The sequence below is a fragment of the Microcoleus vaginatus HSN003 genome (assembly GCF_022701255.1).
In the GTDB taxonomy this organism is placed as follows: domain Bacteria; phylum Cyanobacteriota; class Cyanobacteriia; order Cyanobacteriales; family Microcoleaceae; genus Microcoleus; species Microcoleus vaginatus_B.
The window spans coordinates 5624184-5644561 of the sequence record NZ_CP031705.1 but is presented as its reverse complement, the minus strand read 5'-3'; the positions used below and the strand labels follow the sequence as shown (position 1 = coordinate 5644561).

General features: G+C 46.9%; 17 protein-coding genes. 12 read left to right on the top strand and 5 right to left on the bottom strand.

Translation table 11 applies throughout. The annotated features are described in order from the left end of the window. The first annotated feature begins 3 nt into the window (after window positions 1-3). Window positions 4-405 carry a hypothetical protein gene (locus tag D0A37_RS24355; RefSeq protein WP_242718310.1) on the top strand — a complete coding sequence of 134 codons (402 nt, stop codon included), beginning with the start codon at window positions 4-6 and terminating at the stop codon, window positions 403-405. 212 nt (window positions 406-617) lie between these two features. Next, a complete protein-coding gene (locus D0A37_RS24350; protein ID WP_242718309.1) occupies window positions 618-1790 on the top strand; it encodes a TRC40/GET3/ArsA family transport-energizing ATPase in 1173 nt (390 codons plus the stop codon). 331 nt (window positions 1791-2121) lie between these two features. Here D0A37_RS24350 and D0A37_RS24345 read toward each other — a convergent pair whose 3' ends face one another. The 5 genes from D0A37_RS24345 to D0A37_RS24325 all read right to left on the bottom strand — a co-directional run bounded on the left by D0A37_RS24345 (window position 2122) and on the right by D0A37_RS24325 (window position 9322). Then, entirely contained in the window at window positions 2122-2370 is a 249-nt protein-coding gene (locus D0A37_RS24345) for a hypothetical protein (RefSeq protein WP_242718307.1), read from the bottom strand. A gap of 34 nt (window positions 2371-2404) precedes the next feature. Then, window positions 2405-2701 (bottom strand): BrnT family toxin, encoded by a 297-nt coding sequence (locus D0A37_RS24340; RefSeq protein WP_242718305.1) that lies wholly within the window; start codon window positions 2699-2701, stop codon window positions 2405-2407. A 123-nt stretch (window positions 2702-2824) separates the two neighbouring features. Next, the gene (locus D0A37_RS24335) at window positions 2825-5137 is read right to left on the bottom strand and encodes a DNA phosphorothioation-associated putative methyltransferase (RefSeq protein ID WP_242718303.1); all 2313 of its coding nucleotides are present in this window, start codon (window positions 5135-5137) and stop codon (window positions 2825-2827) included. A 211-nt stretch (window positions 5138-5348) separates the two neighbouring features. Further along, a complete protein-coding gene (locus D0A37_RS24330; RefSeq protein ID WP_242718301.1) occupies window positions 5349-8765 on the bottom strand; it encodes a response regulator in 3417 nt (1138 codons plus the stop codon). A gap of 125 nt (window positions 8766-8890) precedes the next feature. Beyond that, window positions 8891-9322 (bottom strand): response regulator, encoded by a 432-nt coding sequence (locus D0A37_RS24325; RefSeq protein ID WP_242718299.1) that lies wholly within the window; start codon window positions 9320-9322, stop codon window positions 8891-8893. 257 nt (window positions 9323-9579) lie between these two features. Here D0A37_RS24325 and purC point away from each other — a divergent pair, with 257 nt between their 5' ends. The 10 genes from purC (at window position 9580) to D0A37_RS24275 (ending at window position 20345) form a co-directional block, all read left to right on the top strand. After that, entirely contained in the window at window positions 9580-10308 is a 729-nt protein-coding gene (purC, locus tag D0A37_RS24320) for a phosphoribosylaminoimidazolesuccinocarboxamide synthase (protein WP_242718297.1), read from the top strand. Between the two features lie 185 nt (window positions 10309-10493). Beyond that, window positions 10494-12971 carry a BamA/TamA family outer membrane protein gene (locus tag D0A37_RS24315; RefSeq protein WP_242718295.1) on the top strand — a complete coding sequence of 826 codons (2478 nt, stop codon included), beginning with the start codon at window positions 10494-10496 and terminating at the stop codon, window positions 12969-12971. Window positions 12972-13168: 197 nt separating this feature from the next. Then, complete coding sequence (gene lpxC, locus D0A37_RS24310) at window positions 13169-14026, top strand: UDP-3-O-acyl-N-acetylglucosamine deacetylase (protein ID WP_242718293.1); 858 nt, start codon at window positions 13169-13171, stop codon at window positions 14024-14026. A gap of 89 nt (window positions 14027-14115) precedes the next feature. Continuing rightward, on the top strand, window positions 14116-14637 hold the full coding sequence (gene fabZ, locus D0A37_RS24305) for a 3-hydroxyacyl-ACP dehydratase FabZ (RefSeq protein ID WP_242718291.1): 522 nt from the start codon (window positions 14116-14118) through the stop codon (window positions 14635-14637). A gap of 245 nt (window positions 14638-14882) precedes the next feature. Beyond that, entirely contained in the window at window positions 14883-15677 is a 795-nt protein-coding gene (gene lpxA, locus D0A37_RS24300) for an acyl-ACP--UDP-N-acetylglucosamine O-acyltransferase (RefSeq protein WP_242718289.1), read from the top strand. A 41-nt stretch (window positions 15678-15718) separates the two neighbouring features. Next, window positions 15719-16321, top strand: a complete 603-nt coding sequence (locus D0A37_RS24295) for a Uma2 family endonuclease (protein ID WP_242718287.1) — start codon at window positions 15719-15721, stop codon at window positions 16319-16321. Window positions 16322-16330: 9 nt separating this feature from the next. After that, a complete protein-coding gene (gene lpxB / locus D0A37_RS24290; protein ID WP_242718285.1) occupies window positions 16331-17503 on the top strand; it encodes a lipid-A-disaccharide synthase in 1173 nt (390 codons plus the stop codon). A 136-nt stretch (window positions 17504-17639) separates the two neighbouring features. Continuing rightward, the gene (locus D0A37_RS24285; RefSeq protein ID WP_242718283.1) at window positions 17640-18902 is read left to right on the top strand and encodes a DNA cytosine methyltransferase; all 1263 of its coding nucleotides are present in this window, start codon (window positions 17640-17642) and stop codon (window positions 18900-18902) included. A 485-nt stretch (window positions 18903-19387) separates the two neighbouring features. Continuing rightward, window positions 19388-19732, top strand: coding sequence for a BON domain-containing protein (locus tag D0A37_RS24280; protein WP_242718281.1), 345 nt, complete (start codon window positions 19388-19390; stop codon window positions 19730-19732). A 241-nt stretch (window positions 19733-19973) separates the two neighbouring features. Further along, window positions 19974-20345 (top strand): DUF4278 domain-containing protein, encoded by a 372-nt coding sequence (locus D0A37_RS24275; protein ID WP_242718279.1) that lies wholly within the window; start codon window positions 19974-19976, stop codon window positions 20343-20345. The last annotated feature ends 33 nt before the right edge of the window (window positions 20346-20378 follow it).

Below are 20378 nucleotides of genomic sequence, written 5' to 3'. Positions count from 1 at the left end.
GCTATGACGATAATTGAGTTAAAAAATCACCCTGTTTGGCAAGATTTAACAGAAGTATTAGAAAATCTAGATGCCAACTCTCTGGTAGCAGAGCATCTGGAATTATGCGATTATAAACTCTGCGGTTACTGGGACGAACAAGATGAATTTTATGAAAAAATTATCTTACCCCGTTCCCTGTCTGCCGATTTAGTCAGCAGTTCGATTGGTGTTACAGGCAGAAAACGTTGGATTAAACTAAAATTTGTTCTCCAAGCCGAGCGGGTGAATTCTCAAGATTCGTCGCATCCTAATAGCACCCAAAATCTTGGCGAATTGACGATCGTTTATGATGAAAACCTGCAATTTGTTGATGAGAATTGGCAGATAAATATCGACTCTCCTTTTATAGGGAAAGAAAAGTAGTTGAGTTTAAAGAGTGATTACGACAGTTTGGAAAGTACGATCGCCCTCATCAACTCAACCCATATATTGACATTGCACCAATTTAGTGGATAGCCCGAAATGCGCCATGTCCCTCCGGGCGATCGCCCCAATTAATTCCCCCAGCAAATTATTTTTTGTTACAGAACGTTACAATAAAGAAGTAAAGAATTTTCAGGCGAGCTAAACAATCAATGCGCTTAATATTAATGACCGGAAAAGGCGGCGTCGGCAAAACCTCTGTAGCCGCTGCGACTGGGCTGCGATGTGCCGAATTGGGATACAAAACCCTAGTGCTGAGCACAGATCCCGCTCACTCCTTAGCCGACAGCTTTGACATGGAACTCGGACACGATTCGCGGCTGGTGAAACCGAATTTGTGGGGAGCAGAATTAGACGCTCTCAGGGAATTAGAAGGCAATTGGGGAGCCGTTAAGCGCTACATTAGTCAAGTCTTGCGAGCCCAGGGACTCGAAGGGGTGCAAGCTGAAGAATTAGCCATCTTGCCAGGAATGGATGAAATCTTCGGTTTAGTGCGAATGAAGCGGCATTACGACGAAGGCGAATTTGATGTTTTAATTATCGATTCTGCTCCGACTGGCACAGCATTGAGACTGCTAAGTTTGCCGGAAGTTGGCGGCTGGTACATGAGAAAATTTTACAAGCCGCTGCAAGGCATATCAGCCGCCCTTCGGCCTTTAGTTGAACCTATTTTTAGACCACTTGCGGGTTTTTCTTTACCAGACAAAGAGGTGATGGATGCACCTTACGAATTTTACGAACAAATCGAAGCTTTGGAAAAGGTTTTAACTGACAATACTGTCACTTCGGTAAGGTTAGTTACCAATCCCGAAAAAATGGTAATTAAAGAGTCTCTGCGCGCTCATGCCTATTTGAGTTTGTACAATGTAGCCACTGATTTAGTAGTAGCTAACCGGATTATTCCAGCAGAAGTAACTGACCCATTTTTTAAACGGTGGAAGGAAAGCCAGGAGCAGTACCGTCAGGAAATTCACTCAGATTTCATGCCGCTGCCAGTTAAGGAGGTGCCACTTTATTCAGAAGAAATGTGCGGTTTGGCAGCTTTGGAACGGTTGAAAGAAACTCTTTACAAAGACGAAGATCCAAGTCAAGTTTATTACAAAGAAAATACGATTAAAATCGTGCAGGAAAACAATCAATATAGTCTTGAACTGTATTTGCCCGGAATTGCTAAAGATCAAATTCAGTTGAGCAAAACGGGAGATGAGTTGAATGTTCGGATTGGAAATCACCGCCGTAACTTGGTGTTGCCACAAGCTTTAGCGGCGCTGCAACCTTCGGGGGCGAAGATGGAGGATGATTATTTGAAGATTAAGTTTGCTTAACAAGACTTACGCACTATCAACCTAAAAAACCCGGTTTCTAGGAAAAATCGTGGATTATCCCTTGAGATATTCACGCAGAAACCGGGTTTTTGATCCGCGTGCAGGTATTGAACTCTTCAGCAGAACTTACGCCATTCTTGTCCCAGGCGAACGGCTTCGTCAAAAGTAGGATGGTTGCGTCTGCGTTTATGAGACAGTGACTTTTGTAATGGTATCAATTCCGATTGTACCGGAATGATTTAACCGCAGAGGGCGCAGAGTCTCCAGAAGAGAGAGATGAATAATTCCGATGTCAACGGATTTGATATGAGATGCTGCTGGCTAGACACAATTAACAGGACTCAGCACGAAGGACTTCGTTTAAAGCCTCATCAATCACTGCATCGCTGACACCTCGACGCTTCAAACTTGCTACTAAGGCTGTTACTGTCTCCGTCTCAAATCGTTCTAAATCAACGCGCAAACCTTGACCGATATAAGCACGAATTAAGGGCTGATAACCGGAAAAACCCAACAATGGTGCAACTTTCTTTAGATCTTCCACAACATCTTCGGGCATACGGATCGTCACGCTAGTCATTGGACGGTTTGGATTTAATCGCTGCTTTAATGCTTCAACCTTCATACTCTGCCCTCTCCTGACGAGTTGCTTTACGTGCTGAAATAATCCGAATGACATTTTCTTCACGCTCAATGTGAACCACATACAGTAGATTCCACCGACTATCTAGCCCAATCACAGCATCACGCGCTTCCTCATTGCGGCTGGCATCAACGACAACTAGAAATGGGTCAAAGAAGGATTCAGCAGCTTGTTGAAAAGTAACCCCATCATGATTTGTGGGATTGATCCGCGCTTTTGAGTCGTCCCATACGAAGGTAATGCCATTGAGCACGAAGTATACATTCATGCTCCCTAGTATAGGTAAAATGTATTTACAATGTCAATACGTTATTCACAAAAAAATTCACAAAAAACGATGGTTTTCAAACTACTGCCACAGCCTCAATTGTAAACGCCTCACCAACAAATTTCAACTGTGTTCGCCACTAACCTTTCCATTCTCGGCGCCATCTGTGTCCTCTACGGTTTGTTCACTCTTTCCTGCATTAAACTCAATCTTTTTCTGCTGACGTTCCGACGCAGCTTTTTGCACCATTTTCAATTTTTCTGAATCAGCATCCGATCGCCAAAACAAGCGATGACCTTTAATTTTAACGCAGTTTTCCTCCAAACTATTCACCCATTCCCGATGCTTTTTAACTACGCCACTATCGAGAAGCCCTAACTTTTCTTCTTGGCGGGTGAGTTTCGCAAACTTTTCGTAATGGGGATAATTAGGACTAACAAAAGCTTCTTTTCTCACTAAAATTGGCGGATTGTACACATCAGAATAGTCTTGATAGCTGACAGAAAGGTCGCGCAAATGTATGTGCATAGCCGTGTGGAGGGCTGGATGCGGGTTAGTGTCAAAATCGGGATAAAATAAATAGGAAATTTGAGGTTTGCGAGCGTAAAATTTGATGATTGTCGCGCCGTCAAGCCTGCCAATAGTGCGGTTAGCGCAGCCTTCGTAGAGCCGCAGCAAAGGGTCTAGTTCTTCTAAAACGGAGACGTGAACGGAAAGGGAACCGGGCTGTTTGTAGCCGATCGCACTATCTTCACAACAGTCAGCAACAATATCAGCTTTGCCCAAACTATACAGCATTAAATCAGCCAAAGTGCAAGCTTTTTGATAATTGTCGAACAAACCTTTGATGTCGTTGCGGATTTGAGCCGGGAGTCGGCGCATTGAAGGTCGATCGCCCAAACCGTTGAGAGCGAGATATACTAGCAAATCTTGGCGGCGCTTATCGGCGATTGTCTCCCAATCATCCGCATCCGTTGCTTGCAAAATCACCCTCCAAGCGCGATTAAAACTGTGGAATTCCCCCTTAATTACCGATTCTTCAGCTAATTCGCCTTTAACAGGAAGGCGGCCCCGATCGCTCACAAAAGCCATCAAAGGAGCCAGCATTTCCGCATAATCCTCAAACCGCTTAACTTGCGATCGCACCCGGGGAGTCGATAAGTGCGATCGAAACCGAGAAGCACGAAAACTTTCACCCTCCGCTGCATCCCGAAACACAAAATAGATTCCCAAAGCCACAGGAATTGCATCAACATTCAAAACTTGGTCAATATAAACCTTCAACTCTTCTTGTTCGTAATACTTCTGAAAAGTATTCCGAGAAGTAATCACCCCATCCCCATAAGCAATTTGGCCTCGCTGGCTATCATCAATCAAAACTTGAGCCGCTACAACTAATAAATTCTTAGTTAATTCCCAAGCACTCAGCAAAGCTTCTCGGCGTTCCGCCAAAGATTCAATTACATTAATCACATAACCAATATTCACAATATCCGCACAAGTTCGCGGAGTATCCGGCTGATAGTATGGGTCCCAACCCGAAATAGCATAACCCTCTTGTGCAATATATTTAACATCCCCGCCGTAACCGCAACCGTAATCAAAAAAAGTCGCCCCATCGATCGCTAAATCAGCTTCTAAAACCAGACGCAAAGGTTTAGAAAGAGAGTTGCGTACCATCGCAGCTTTGTGTCGCTCGATTTTGGGAATTGATAGCTCGCTATTCTCCTGTTTCAAACGCTCAACCACAGCATGATCTTGGATTTCCACACCGCAATATCCCAAGTATTTGAGCCAACCATCGCGAGTACCGATAACGCTAGTATTGTCAAGCAGTCCCCATCCTTCCTCGCAGCGAGTCAGGCTCGAAAACTTTTCGTAATGGGGATAATCCGCAGCTACAAAAGTTTCCTTGCGGTGCAAAACAGGAGGATTTTCGCTGTTGCTGTAATCGAAATATTTAACTTCCCCTGTTGCTAGATTAATTTGGATGCTGGTTTGCAAAGCAGGGTGAGCATCTGTATCGAAATCAGGGTAAAAAAGATAAGATATTTTAGGTTGATGGAGTGAAAATTTAACTAAAGTTGCTTCCTCAATATTTTCGAGAGTGCGTCTGGCACAATTTTCGTAGATTCCGAGGACAGGGTTGAGTGTCTGCAAAGCCGAAACGTGAACGTAAAAAGCCGTAGGTAATTTTTTTCCCACCTTGCTTTCCCGACAGCAGCGAGCCACTTTTGCTAGGAGATTGTCAACACCTAAATTATTGATTTCATCTGGCGGGTACGGCACAGCATTTACAGGATCTTCCTCACAGGTAGCCTGGTTTTCATATCCTAAAACTTCCCGATAAAAAGCCATCAAAGGCGTTAGCAGCTTTTCGTCATTTTCTAATAAATCGCTATCTAAAATAGTGTTGGTACTGGTATCGTAATTCATAGCTAAATTAATTATTTTTTTTAATTAACCGCAGAGAACGCAGAGGACACGGAGTGAAGAAAGAAAGAAACAAATCTACCTAGAATTTTTAGATGTAGGATGCACACTGCGTACCTTACTGCTTTATTTTTTGGTCTCAAGCGAGAGAGACTTCGTTTTTGTAAGGGCGATTTTACTCGCCGACTAATATCGACTACGATCTAGTAAGATATTAACCAAACATTCGAGTTTCCACAAATTCTTGAACCCGGGCTAAATGACTGGACAAACTCACTAATATGTTCTCAACCCTCTCAATATTTAACAATTCCCCCTCTGGTGGTTCAGATTGAAAGCCTCGCGCTTGATGCTCCAATTGTGCCGCCAAATCTGACATCAGAGCAACTCCCACATTAGCCGAAGTTCCCTTGAGACGGTGGGCTTGATATTCCACAGCTTGCCAATCTTTAGCTTCTACAGCTATTTTGGCAGCAGCCACATCTGCTTTGGCGTCGGCCACAAAAGCTTGCAAAAGTCGCTCTGGCAATTTAATATTAACTCGTCCTAGTTGCTCCAATCTGCTCTTGTCGAACAGTCCGTCGTAGTCTCTATGTTCCCAACTTTGAAGTGCGATCGCCCTTGGTGCCGGCCCAGCCACAACCTGCGCTTTTTCCACAACTTCTGTATAATTTGTTGCTAATTGAGATTTGTTTTCGGGATTAATACTTTTAACTCCATACTTATTTTCACCCTCAACATTTCGGGCTTCATACTTTTTCAGCGCCGCCGCCAAAGCATCTAAATCTACAGGTTTGCTGAGATAATCGTCCATCCCCGCCGCCAGACACTTTTCTCGTTCCCCGGGCATAGCATGAGCAGTTAAAGCCATCACAAAAGTATGCCGATCGCTTCCTTCGATTTGTCTCAACTTTTGCGCCGTTTTATAACCGTCAAGTACGGGCATTTGACAGTCCATCAGCACTAAATCATAGCTTTTTTTTGCCAGCCGATCCAGCGCTTCTTGACCGTTGACCACGCAGTCAGCGTGATAGCCTAAAACTGCCAACTGTTCGACAAGAACTTGTTGATTGATCGGGTGGTCTTCCGCCACCAAAATTCTCAGCGGTGACGGCGAATTGGAAGTAACATATTGAGAATCAACTGCTGGCCACTTGCAAGTATTAGCAGCCTCCGATGTCCCAAAATATCCCGTTCCCTTAACCGGCGCAAGGATTGCCTCAAGCAGGCGGCTAGGCCGCACCGGCTCGATCAAATACCCGTTAAAACCCCGACTGCAAAGCGATTCAGCCTTCGGCTGTTCTCGCAAAGCAGTCATGGCGATTAACGAGCCAACAGTCGAGGTCGATCGCACTTTCCTAGCAAATTCCTCCGCATCCAACTCCGGCATTTGCAAGTCCACAAGCACCACATCCCAGCTTTTTCCCCCCTCCCCCGAATGCTGAGAAATCCCGCCCTGGGAATTTTTCAACCAACTCAAAGCCTCAGCAGCAGTTTCTGCCTCATCGCAGCGGGCACCCCAACTTTGAGCGAGCGATCGCACCGCTGCCCTCCTCAAAGCGCTTCCAGAGACTACTAACAGCTTCTTGCCCACAAGTTCGGGTTCATTAGGCTCAACTTGCAACTGTTTTTCCAAAGGTACAGCAAACCAAAAAGTCGCACCGCTGCCTAGCAAACTACGAACTCCAATGTCGCCTCCCATCATCTCTACTAACTGCTTGGAAATAGCCAAACCCAAACCTGTACCACCGTAAGGCCTAGTAGGAGAATCGTCTACCTGAGTAAAAGATTGGAACAGCTTTGTTTGCCCTTCGGGCGAAATTCCAATGCCAGTATCCCGCACCGAAAATAGCAATCTTGCCCCTTGTCTACCCTCTGCCAAGCGGTTGCCCTGTTTCACCGTTACGTGAATTAGAACTTGACCGCGATCGGTAAATTTTATGGCATTCCCCGTCAAATTAAGCAAAACCTGCTTCAATCGGCCCGCGTCGCCCACCAGCTTTCTCGGCACCGAGCTGTCAACTAAAATATTCAATTCAATACCTTTTTCTTCGGCCAAGTGCGCTACGATTTCTATCACCGACTCAACGCAGTTATCCAAATCAAAATTAGCTTTTTCCAGTCGCATTTCTCCCGCTTCAATTTTAGAGAAATCGAGGATATCATTAATAACGTTCAGCAAATGTTCAGCACTGCGGTAAATAGTCTGAGCGCAGTCCCGCTGTTTCGATTCCAGTGGAGCGCGCAGCAGCAATTGAGCCATTGCCAAAACACCATTCATCGGAGTACGAATTTCGTGACTCATGTTCGCCAAGAATTGCGACTTCACGCGGCTCGCTTCTAAGGCAGTTTCCCGCCCTTCCACCAACTCATTAATCTTGTCGGCAACCATCACAATTCCGCCCACTTGCTCGTCTGGATCGTACCAAGGGTGAGCAGCCCACCGCAGGTATAGAACAGATCCGTCTGCTCGTTCCCACGCATCTTCGCTCACAGAAACTACCTTGCCTTGGAGCACTTCTTGGTACATTGCTTTCCAGCGATTTGGCGTATCTGGAAACAATTCGTAATGGCTGAGATTATTCAGGGACGGCAAATCCAAATTAAATTGACTAACCCATTTTTTAGAGTTAGCCATATAGCGCATTTGTGTATCGAACATCGCCATTGCTACAGGCACGCAAGTAATAATTTGTCTCAGTTGCTGCCGTTCCCTTTCCAGAGCATCTTCCGCCTGTTTGCGCTCAGTAATGTCGCTAATCATACCCGCCATCCGCAGCGCTTGTCCTTGGGAATTCCGCTGAGCTTTTCCCTGAGAAGTGCAGTAGCGGTAAAGACCGTTCGAGTGCAGCAGCCGAAATTCTACATTGTAGTCTATTTCTTGTTCCAAGTGAGCGGCGATCGCCGCGACAATTCCCTCCTTGTCATCCGGGTGCAGGCGGTTGTATAGAGCTTCCATACTCCTGCCAAATTGCTGGCGCGACAAACCAATAATTTCCAAAAGGCGATCGTTCCAATAAACCTCATTTTTACTTAAATCCCAATCCCAAATTCCGTCGTTCACTCCCTCTAACACTAACCTGTATCGTTCCTCACTTTCCTTGAGTTTTTGACTGGTGTGAAACGCCTGATATTCGGCGCGGTAAACGCGCATCGCATTGTACAAACTGCGAGACAAACTCTCTGGAGAAAGCTTATTTTTAGCGATATAATCAGAAGCTCCTGCCTTCATCAAGTCCACAGCAATTTGTTCGTCGCCTTGACCGGTGAGCACAATTAAGGGAACTTTCAGCCCCGCTTCTCGTAGATTTTTTACCAAACTCAGCCCGTCTCCGTCCGGCAATCCGTAGTCGAGCAATACGCAGTCAAATTTGCACTCAAATATTTGATTTAATAGCAGCCCATTTTCTGTCTCCTCAACCTCGCTTAAAGGTTGAGATTTATTTTGTTTGGAGAGTTTCGAGGTAGCCTGAATAGAATTTTTGCTGACCGAGAGTTGGGCGAGCGCATCCGCGCAGTCTTCTGCTTCAGTAACTTCTGCCGAAACACCAGCGGACTTGAGCGAACGTTTGATCGCCATCCGATCAACTGCATCGTCATCAACTATCAGAATTGTGAGAATTTTGTCCATAAAAACCGAGTTTTGGATTACTCCGAAAAAGCTGCTGTCGAGAAAAAGGAATTAAAACAACTGCATCGCTGAAAAATCACACAGCCTCCTTGAAAAAAAAAATTATTCAAATTTCCTTATTTTAGTTAGGGAATTTCGCTCAGCATCCAGTATCTGTTTAGGGTAGCCATCACTTCCACAAAGTTAGAAAAAGTCACAGGTTTAAGAATATAGCCCGCTACATTCAAATTATAAGCTTTTACTTTATCTCTATCTTCATTAGAAGTTGTGAGGACGATTACCGGAATCGACCTCAAACCTTCATCCAGTCGCAATTCTTGCAAAAACTCGATCCCGCTCATTCTCGGCATATTCAAGTCCAGCAAAATCAATCGGCGCGCTTGAGGCATTGGAGGATCTATTTTTCCTTCTCCACGTAATATGGCTAACGCTTCTATTCCATTGGCAGCAATGTAGAGGGGGTTGACGATGTTATTTTTTTTGAAAGCTCGCCGGACGTTCATCACGTCAACCTCATCATCTTCTACCAAGAGAATATGAATTTTTTTGTCTTGCATAAATCAGCCATTTTATAGATGTTTTTTAAGCGCCCGTCTCGTTGGCCAGGTTTAGTCAGCACGGATCGCGAACCCAGCAGGTTTAATCTCTATTGTCCTTTGTCCAGAATCATTTATGCCGGGGCAGATGACGGTATCTACCTACAGGTGTACTCGCCCCTCATGTTCTCAGGGGCGCAGCCGAAATCCAAAAACTCGCCAATAACGCCCGATCGAGCTACGGTAAAATCTAAAACTCATCTACATTATTAATCGCCATGTCAGCCGATCGCAAACTCTACGAAGGCAAAGCCAAAATCCTCTACTCCACCGAAGACAGCGAAATTTTGCTGACCCACTTCAAAGACGACGCCACAGCCTTTAACGCCCAGAAACGCGGCAGCATCATCGGCAAAGGCGAAATCAACTGCGCCGTATCCGCCCACCTGTTTCGGATGCTAGAAGCCAAAGGCATTCCCACCCACTTCATCGACACGCCTACCCCCAACCAAATGCGAGTCTGTCGCGTCCAAATCTTGCCCTTGGAAGTCGTAGTCAGAAACATTGCCGCCGGCAGTCTTTGCAAGCAAACCGGCCTCGCCCTCGGCACAATCGTCAATCCGCCCCTGGTGGAGTTTTATTACAAAAACGACGATTTAGGAGACCCACTGCTGACCCGCGACAGACTGCTGCTAATGCAGCTAGCCACCCCCGAACAAGTAGACCAACTAGAAATCGCCGCCCGCGAAATTAACGAAATACTCAAAGAATTTTTCAGCCAGTGCGGCATCACCCTGGTAGACTTCAAACTAGAATTCGGTATCGACCAACATCAAAATCTGATCCTCGCCGACGAAATCAGTCCCGACACCTGCCGCCTCTGGGACAACGCAGAAGCCGACCCCGACGCCCGTGTGATGGACAAAGACCGATTCCGCCGCGACTTAGGATCGGTAGAAACCGCTTACCAGCAAGTTCTCCAACGCGTTCTCGCTCAGAAAGTCTAGAGGCCTTGGTAATGCGCTAGAATTGCACAGTTTGTCACCCTTCTGCTTTCGATGTCAGCAATCAGCGGTCAACAGTCATCAATTAGCGGTCAACGCGAAATTCAACCGACTTATATAACTAATGACTAATGACTAATGAATAATGACTAATGTGGTGTGTGGATTGCCCAAAAAAGTGAACAAAAATGCGTTTATCTGCTGTATTGGTGGCAGTTTTTACTGCCTCAGCAACATTCGGGTTATCAAATTCGGCAAGTGGCCAAACATCCTACTCTGAATCAGCAGAGGAAGCTTTGGCTGCCGTTCCGCCCGCCCCGTCGATCGAATTACCCGATCGCCCCATTCCAGAATTAACCCAAAACCCTCCTCAAAACCGCAAAGCCGCTAAAACCGGCAAAGGGGAAGCCCTAAAAATAGCTGAGGCCCCTGCCAGAGGAGAGAACGACCGCGATGATCCCCCAAACCGGGTTAGAGACACCCCCTCCCCGGTTTCCCCTCCCAGCTTTCAACTCAAACCCGAGCTAGCATCCAACCCCTCCCCCGCCTCTAGCAGCCAAAACGCCATGCCAGAGGCGCCACAGGGCAGCTCGCTCCCCCCCGGTGTATCCGCTGTAACGCCCACCTGGCTCGCAGCAGAGCTAGGGAAACCAAACGCCATGCCAGAGGCGCCACAGGCCAGCTCGCTCCCCCCCGATGTATCCGCTGTAACGCCCGCCTGGCTCGCAGCAGAGCTAGGGAAACCAGAGGAATCAGGGACGATCGCTCAAAACGCCCAAGTTCCGACAATACCGGCCCCGGCGGAACCGCCCACTAACACCGTTCCCCCATTGCCCCCGGGCCCAGCACCGCAGCCGAGACAAACCCCCGCACCCGCCGGGGCTGCCGAACCGCAAGTGCTAGTTGCAGAAGTTACAGTCACCGGGGCGACGGACGACCTGGAAAGCGAAATTTACCGAGTCATCAGCACCCAACCGGGACGCACGACCAACCGCACCCAACTGCAACAAGACATCAACGCCATTTTTGCCACGGGCTTTTTCAGAAACGTGCGGGCAGTACCCGAAGACACCCCGTTGGGCGTCCGGGTAACTTTTATTGTGCAGCCAAATCCGGTGCTGCGGGGAGTGACAATCACCGGTCAGCAAGTGCTGCCCCAAAGCGTAATTGACGAAAGCTTCCGCGATCAATACGGCAAAATTCTCAACCTCCGCCGCTTTGAGGAGGGAGTGAAAAAAATTAATGCGTGGTATCAAGAGAACGGCTATGTTTTGGGTCAAATCACTGATGCCCCGCAAGTAGGAGACGACGGCACAGTTACCCTGGTAGTGGCAGAAGGCCAGATCGAATCCATTGATGTCCGCTTCCTGAACAAGGAGGGAGAGGCAACAGATGCGACGGGTCAGCCGATCGGAGGCAACACCCGTCAGTTTGTCATCACCCGCGAAGTAGAACTTAAGCCCGGAGACATCTTTAACCGCACCAAGGCGGAAAGAGATTTGAGGCGCGTGTTTGGTTTGGGAATTTTTGAAGACGTGCGACTTGCCTTGGAACCGGGAACGACTGACCCCCGCAAGGCAAGAGTAATTGTCAACGTCATTGAGAAAAATACCGGTTCTCTGGCGGCGGGTGCGGGTTTGAGTTCCGCGACGGGTTTGTTCGGTACGCTGAGTTACCAGCAGCAAAACTTGAGAGGTAGGAACCAGAAATTGGGGGCTGAAGTACAAATCGGGGAACGCCAAACGCTGTTTGACCTGAGTTTTACCGACCCCTGGATTGCGGGCGATCCTTACCGGACTTCTTATACGATTAATGCGTTTAGAAGACGATCGATCAGCGTGATTTTTGACGGTGGCGAACGGGAAGTCCGATTGCCCAACGACGATCGACCCCGCGTCGTCCGCACCGGTGCCGGCATCAATTTCACCCGTCCCCTGTCGCGCAATCCTTTTGCCGATGCTGAGTGGACAGCTTCAGTCGGCTTGCAGTACCAGCGAGTCTCAATTACCGATCGCAAAGGCAGGCGCGAATCCGAGGACGAACTCGGCAACCAGTTGAGTTTTAGCGATTCCGGCTCCGACGACTTGACAACACTGCAAGCAGGTGTTGTGCGCGATCGACGCAACGACCCTCTCCGCCCCACTAGCGGTTCGCTGGTCAGGTTTGGGATGGAACAATCGATTCCTGTAGGTTCCGGCAGCATCCTGTTAAACCGCCTGCGGGCCAGCTACAGCTTTTACCTACCAGTCCAGTACACTAACTTTACCCCCGGCCCTCAAACCCTGGCATTCAGTTTTAGGGGTGGCACCATATTCGGAGATTTGCCTCCATACGAAGCCTTTGCCTTGGGCGGCGCCAACTCGGTGCGCGGGTACGCCGAAGGCGACCTCGGAGCAGGTCGCAGTTTCCTAGAAGCCAGCGTTGAGTACCGTTTCCCGATTATTTCGTTTCTCGGCGGAGCCCTATTTTTGGATGCTGGCACCGACTTGGGCACGGGCGAAGATGTCCCGGGCGACCCTGCCGGTATTCGCGGAAAGCCGGGTAGCGGTTACGGTTACGGCCTCGGCGTGCGGATTCAATCTCCTTTAGGGCCGATCCGGATCGATTACGGTATCAACGACACTGGCGACAATCAAATTCACTTTGGGATTGGTGAGCGATTCTAAGTTGACAGTTGAGAGTTGACAGTTGAGAGTTGACAGTTGAGAGTTGACAGTTGAGAGTTGGCAGTTGGCAGTTGGCAGTTGACAGTTGACAGTTGACTACTAACTACTGACTACTAACTACTGACTACTAACTAATGACAGTTGACTACTAACTAATGACTACTGACTACTAACTAATGACTAATGACTAATGACTAATGACTATTCAACGTACCTTAAAATCTGAATTTGAACTGTCGGGAATCGGTTTGCACAGCGGCACACAAACTCGCGTCCGAGTTTTGCCTGCGGAGGTTGAGGAAGGCCGCTATTTTGTCAGAATTGACTTGCCCGGTGCTCCGATAATTCCAGCAAAAATTCAGGCAGTTTGCCAAACTGCACTTTCAACTGAACTAGCAGGTATCGATGGTCAAATTCGCACTGTAGAGCATCTATTAGCCGCTTTGGCTGGGATGGGAGCGGATAATGCTCGAATTGAGGTTGATGGGCCGGAAGTGCCTCTGCTGGACGGTTCGGCCCAGGTTTGGGTAGAGGCGATCGCCCATGCCGGCTTAGTTCCTCAAGAATCGAAGCAAGACTCCACTTCCTCCTTCGTCCTAGAAAATCCAATTTGGGTGCGTCACGGGGATGCTTTTGCAGCGGCTTTACCCTCAGCCGAAACTCGATTTAGTTACGGAATTGATTTTGAGGAACAGGCGATCGGCAATCAATGGTACAGTTGGTCGCCAGAGGCAGAAAGTTTTGCGACGGCGATCGCCCCAGCCCGCACTTTTGGACTTGCTCGCCAAGTTGACCAATTGCGACAAGCAGGTTTGATCAAAGGTGGTACCCTAGAAAACGCCCTAGTTTGCGATCGATCCGGCTGGCTTAACCCGCCTTTGAGATTTGCCAACGAACCGGTGCGCCATAAAATCCTAGACTTAGTAGGCGACCTCAGTCTGCTTGGAACTTGGCCAAAAGCTCACTACTTGGCTTACAAAGCCAGTCACAATCTGCACGTCCAACTCGCCCAAGCCCTGAAATCGGAAGCTCTAGCTACCCTAGATAAAAGTTAGGAAAAAACAGGTTATCTGTTAAGATTGCATCTTCCTTCTTCCTTTTTCCTTCTTCGTTCTGCCATACCACACTCAAAAGTCTTCAAGCAATGTCTACGCTGACTGAAGTTAACACCCTCAATACTGCTAATTCTGAATCCGTCCCCACCAAAAACGGTGAGGGTTCTCCAGCGGTTCAATCTACTTTTACTCTCGAAGAAGTTCAGAAATTATTGCCTCATCGCTATCCTTTTGCACTGGTTGACAAGATTGTTGATTACGTGCCGTCGGAGAAGGCTGTAGGAATTAAAAATGTGACTTTCAATGAACCACATTTTCAAGGGCATTTTCCCGGACGGCCGATTATGCCGGGAGTATTAATTGTCGAAGCGATGGCTCAAGTTGGCGGTATTGTTCTGGCTCAGTTGCCCGAAATCGAGCAAGGATTGTGGATGTTTACCGGAATTGATAAAGTCAAGTTCCGTCGTCAGGTTGTACCGGGCGATCAGTTGCTCATGACTGTAGAATTGCTGTGGGTAAAACGCCGTCGCTTCGCAAAAATGCAGGCTCTGGCTGAAGTAGACGGACAAAAAGTTTGTGAAGGAGAATTGACGTTTTCGATGGTAGATTAAATTTGGGAATTGCTGAGGGCTTGCGGCTAGTTTTGAGTTGTGAGTTTTGAATTTAAATTGAAACCGCGAACCCATCCTCGGAAGGAAGTAATCTTAAAATTAAAAAAAATCCTTCTTCCCTCTTCCTTCTTCCCTCTTCCTTCTTCCTTCTTCCTTCTTCCTTCTTCCTTCCGTTAAATCCGTTGAATACTTTACACTGCGCGTTGCCAAACTTCCTTCCCACTTACCAGCAAAACAACTGACAAATGCTTACTTTGATTCACCCAACTGCTGTGATTCATCCCGGTGCTGAACTTCACCCGACTGTAGAAGTGGGAGCTTATGCTGTAATTGGGGAAAAAGTGAAAATCGGGCCGGATACTAAGATTGGCGCCCATGCAATTATCGACGGGCTAACAGAAATAGGCGCTCGCAATCAAATTTTCCCCGGTGCGGCGATTGGTTTGGAACCTCAAGATTTGAAATACGAGGGTTCTCTGACTAGGGTGAAAATTGGCGACAACAATCTGATTCGGGAATACGTGACAATCAACCGCGCTACTGGAGCGGGGGAAAGCACGACTATTGGCAATCATAATCTATTGATGGCTTATGTTCATGTAGGACACAATTGCGCGATCGCCGATCGAGTAATTATCGCGAATGCTGTAGCGTTAGCTGGACACGTTAAAATCGAGTCTCAAGCCCGATTGAGCGGTGTTTTGGGCGTTCACCAGTTTGTCCACATCGGCCGCTTGTCTATGGTAGGCGGCTTGAGCAGGATCGATCGAGACGTACCTCCTTATATGCTAGTCGAGGGGAATCCTTCGAGAGTGCGAGCAATCAACAAAATAGGCCTCGAACGCGCCGGTTTTACCCCAGAAGATTTGCTAGTTTTGAAGAAAACTTTTCGTATTCTATACCATTCTGGCTACACTCTAAATCAAGCTTTGGAACAGTTGGATTTGTTGCCAGAAAACCCCCACTTGCAGCACCTGCGGAGATTTGTGCAGCAATCTATAACCAAAGGGCGGCGCGGTTTGATTCCAGGGAAAAAATGAATGAGGTAGAATAAACCTAGGAACTAAGCGACTGTTGCCCTATGAATGTATATACTTCAGTCAAATCTACATCTCCTGAAACAGAACAAGATGGCTGCATTAGGTTCTCAGAGGTGAGTTGGGAGCAATTTGAAGCGATAGAAGCAGCTTTTAAAGATGTCAGAGGTGTGAAATTTTTCTATCTCGATCAAAAACTGCAAATTATGACTGTCTCGCCCGAACACGAAATAATCAAGAAAACTCTCTGTATGCTGCTAGAGGCATATATGAGAGCAAATGGGATTCGATTTTACGGCAAGGGCGGGCCGACTTTGGGTAACAGAGAATTAGGCGGTAGAAAAGAGCCGGATGATTCCTATGATATAGGAACCCAAAAAATAGTCCCAGATATTGCTATTGAAGTGGTAATTACCAGTGGTGGGATAAATACTCTAGAATTTTACAAAAGATTGGGCGTTAGGGAAGTCTGGTTTTGGCAAAATAGTCAGTTATCTCTCTATTACTTAACAGGTGAAAATTATGAGGAAATTGGCCGGAGTACATTCCTTCCCGATCTGGACTTAGAATTACTGCTACGCTGTGCTAATATGCCCGATCAATATGATGCTGTTACCGAGTTATTAGCAAACATCTCACCTGTATAAAGTCAGAATATGAAAATTTTTATCAGCACTGGTGAGGTTTCTGGGGATTTGCAAGGAGCTTTGTTAGTTGCAGCCTTAAAACGTCACGCTGTCGCCGCTGGTTTTGAGCTAGAAATAACAGGATTGGGCGGGCCTCGTATGGCGGAAGCTGGGGCTACTATTTTAGGCGATACTGTGGGCATTGGTTCTATGGGGCTGATAGAATCAGTGCCGTATATTTGGCCGACGATCCAAGTTCAGCAAAAAGCTAAACAATATCTCAAAAACTTCCGCCCCGATGCTGTTGTATTGATTGATTATTTGACTCCAAATCTCGGTATTGGCAGCTATATCCGCCGCTGTTTGCCTGATTTGCCCGTGGTTTGGTACATCGCACCTCAAGAATGGGTTTGGTCGATTTCTCGTCGCAATACTGATCTGATTGTCAATATTAGCGACCAACTTTTGGCAATTTTCCCCGAAGAAGCTTGTTATTATCGAAAAAAAGGAGCCCAAGTGAGTTGGGTTGGTCATCCTTTGGTGGATAGAATGCACTCTGCGCCCAGCCGCGAAGCTGCCCGCAAAAGTTTGGGAATTGGGCCGGAACAGGTGTCGATCGCCCTAATTCCCGCTTCCAGACACCAAGAACTCAAGTACCTGATGCCGGTTATATTTGAGGCCGCTCAAATTATTCAAGCTAAATTGCCGGAAGTTCATTTCTGGATTCCGCTTGCTAACCAAGCTTTCCGCAGCAAAATCGAAAAAGCGATCGAGAATTACGGTTTGCGGGCTACTTTGTTAGAAAATCAAACTCTGGAAATATTAGCCTCTGCCGATCTGGCGATTACTAAATCTGGTACTGTTAATTTGGAGTTGGCTTTGCTGGATGTTCCGCAAGTTGTCCTCTATCGCGTCAGTCCGATTACGGCGATTATTGCTCGCCACGTGCTGAAATTTTCGATTCCTTTTATGTCTCCGCCCAATTTGGTGCAAATGAAGCCGATCGTCCCGGAGTTGCTGCAAGACGACGCTACTGCGGAAAATATAGTGAACCACGCACTGGAATTGCTGCAAAATGCCGATCGACGCCAGCAAACTTTGGCAGGTTATCGGGAAATGCGCGAAAGTCTCGGAGATGTGGGCGTGTGCGATCGAGCCGCTGCGGAAATCATGAAAAATGTTAAATTAAATACAGCTTCTTAAACCAATTTTGGTATTAAAAGGTTATGTATAAACCCGGTTTCTTTGTGGCTGGCTGGTTGACCAAGCCGAGATTTATTACCAAAAACCCGGTTAATTTTTTTAATTTCTATTAAAGCAACTTTTTTATTGAAATGTTATGCCAAGCAATCGGAAAAAGCGACCGATCGCTGTTGATTTATTTGCAGGCGCGGGCGGCATGACCCTGGGCTTTGAACAAGCAGGTTTTGATGTACTTGCATCAGTCGAAATTGACCCTATTCACTGCGCCACACACGAGTTTAATTTCCCGCTGTGTTCTATTCTGTGCAAAGATGTCACACAGCTTACGGGTTCAGAAATTCGGAAAAAATCGGCGATCGGGCGGCGCGAGATAGACGTAGTAATCAGCGGTTCGCCCTGTCAAGGATTCTCCATGATGGGCAAGCGCGATGTGGACGACCCCCGAAATTCTCTAATTTTTCACTTTCAGCGCTTAGTTTTGGAGCTAAAACCCAAGTTTTTTGTAATGGAAAATGTACCGGGAATTACATCAGGAGAACACAAAGAACTCCTGAAAATTTTAATTAGCTCTTTTGTGAAATGTGGTTATAAAGTAGAAGAAAATTATCAAGTTCTCAACGCTGTGCACTATGGAGTGCCTCAAGCTCGCAAACGATTGTTTTTGATTGGGTGCAAAGAAGGTTATGAGCTACCTAAATACCCTCAGCAAACTACTATATTGCCGAAAATTAAAATTCCTAAACGCTATAAAAAAATTAATTTACCTGCTGTCCCAACAGTTTGGGATGCGATTGGAGATTTGCCGGAAGTGGAAAAGTACAGCGAGTTGCTGCACCGAGATTGGGTGAGGGCGGAGTATGGAAAGTGCAGCACTTATGCGAGTATAATGCGCGGAATTGATGGTTTGGATGATGATTATTCCTACGATCGCGAGTACGATCGACAAATCCTCTCTTGTAGTTTGCGAACTAAACATTCTCAGGAATGTATGGAAAGGTTTCATGCGGCCAAACACGGCGAAAAAGAGCCGATCAGCCGTTTTTACAAGCTTCATCCCCAGGGAGTTTGCAACACTCTCAGGGCTGGAACCGACCGGGCCAGGGGGGCTTATACTTCGCCGAGACCGATTCACCCGATCGCGCCTCGCTGCATTACTGTCAGGGAAGCTGCGCGCCTGCATTCCTATCCTGACTGGTTTAGATTTCACGTTACAAAATGGCACGGTTTTCGCCAAGTCGGAAATTCTGTACCGCCACTACTGGCGAAAGCTGTAGCAGCGCAGATTATTAGGGCTTTGGGCGTGCAAGCAATTAAGCCGAGTCTCAAACTAACCTGGGGAGATGATTCGTTGCTTAAACTGAATTGGTCGGAAGCAGAACAATATTATCTAAAAAGTTAAGAATTAGATTTAATTATGTCTAATTGGAAATTGGAAATTGGTAATTGCTAATTGGTAAACAAGTAGTGATTTTTGCTTTTCATCTCCTTATACAAAGCGGGTTACATCAAATCGCATCACTACTTATGTAGGACTACTCCCAATTAATGGCAGGGCAAATTCCCTGTATCAGTGAGCGCAGTTCGATGACCAGCACAAGATGTCCTGGGTAGTTAAACAAACCGGGAATGTATTCCGGCGCGCTGTGCAGGTTTTTCAAGGTAAAAGTGGGAACTATTTCGACTACTGGTATGCAATCCCAGGCGTCGCGATGTCATATACATAAAATAGCCAAATCAACATCTAGATATCAGGGGAAATTTGAGATTGTGAAAGTCTGCCGGAAAACATTTTGAGAAATTTCACTGAGTTTTGCAACAATTACAAGTCTTTTGGAATTCTAGAGCTATCGTGTAAAAAGTGTATTTTCAGGAGACTCAACTAATATGGGTTGGTTTAAAAGACTGTTCGGACTCGAAAAGCCTGCACCCCAGGCTGAACCGATGGCACAAGTAGTACAGCAAGCAGCACAAGCGCAATCCATCGCTCCTGCTAAAGTCGGCCCAGACGGAAATTTTGACGAAAGCGGCCTGGCGAAGCGGGTGGCTTTAGCTTTTGACAGCGATCCACAAGTTGCTGATATCGAGACTGTTTATGTGGCTCAGCTCAGCGGCACGGTTGTTCTCAAAGGTCAAGTTCCCAGTCAGGAAATTCTCGACAAGTTGGTGGCGATCGCCTCTGCTGAAGAAGGTGCCGCAGGCGTGCAAACCGATCAGGTGACAGTCGGATAGTTCTTCGGAACCGAAGCAGTTTCGCTCCGGTGCTGCTCGAATTAGTCAAAAACTCCCTTAAACCCGCTGCGGCGGGTTTTTTCTTGCCGTCTCCCCCTCAAAATATTAATTTTTGTAAATCAAACGGATTCATCTTAAAAAACAGTATAATTGAATACAGAAACTAAAAAAGTTTTAGCGAAGAAAACCCAAGCTGACCTGACTGCCCTTTTTATCTCCATACATATAAGGATCAAAAAATATGAAACTCACTTATCGTGGCGCAAACTACGAGTACGACATTCCGACAGTCGATATGATCGAAGGCGAAGTCGCGGGCAAATACCGGGGCCAAAACTGGAACTATCGGTATCCGAGACACATTCCCAACCCCAAAAAATACGGCGGCACCAACAATACCAAAAAGCGAGATTCTCAAGCTGGCGATCGGGATGTCGCAGCAGCTCGCGCCTCCGCGACGGTTGAATCTTATCCAACAGGTGTGGAAGTGGCGCAAGTGCACCGGGCGAATATTTGCAATATTCTCGATCGTAGACAGCAAGCAGCCAAGGCCAAGGGCGATGAAAGACTGCTGCGCTTGCTAGAACTTGAGTGGCAGCAGATGGCCTGTTAGAGAACAGCCTGAAAAAACAAAGCGTTTGTCAAG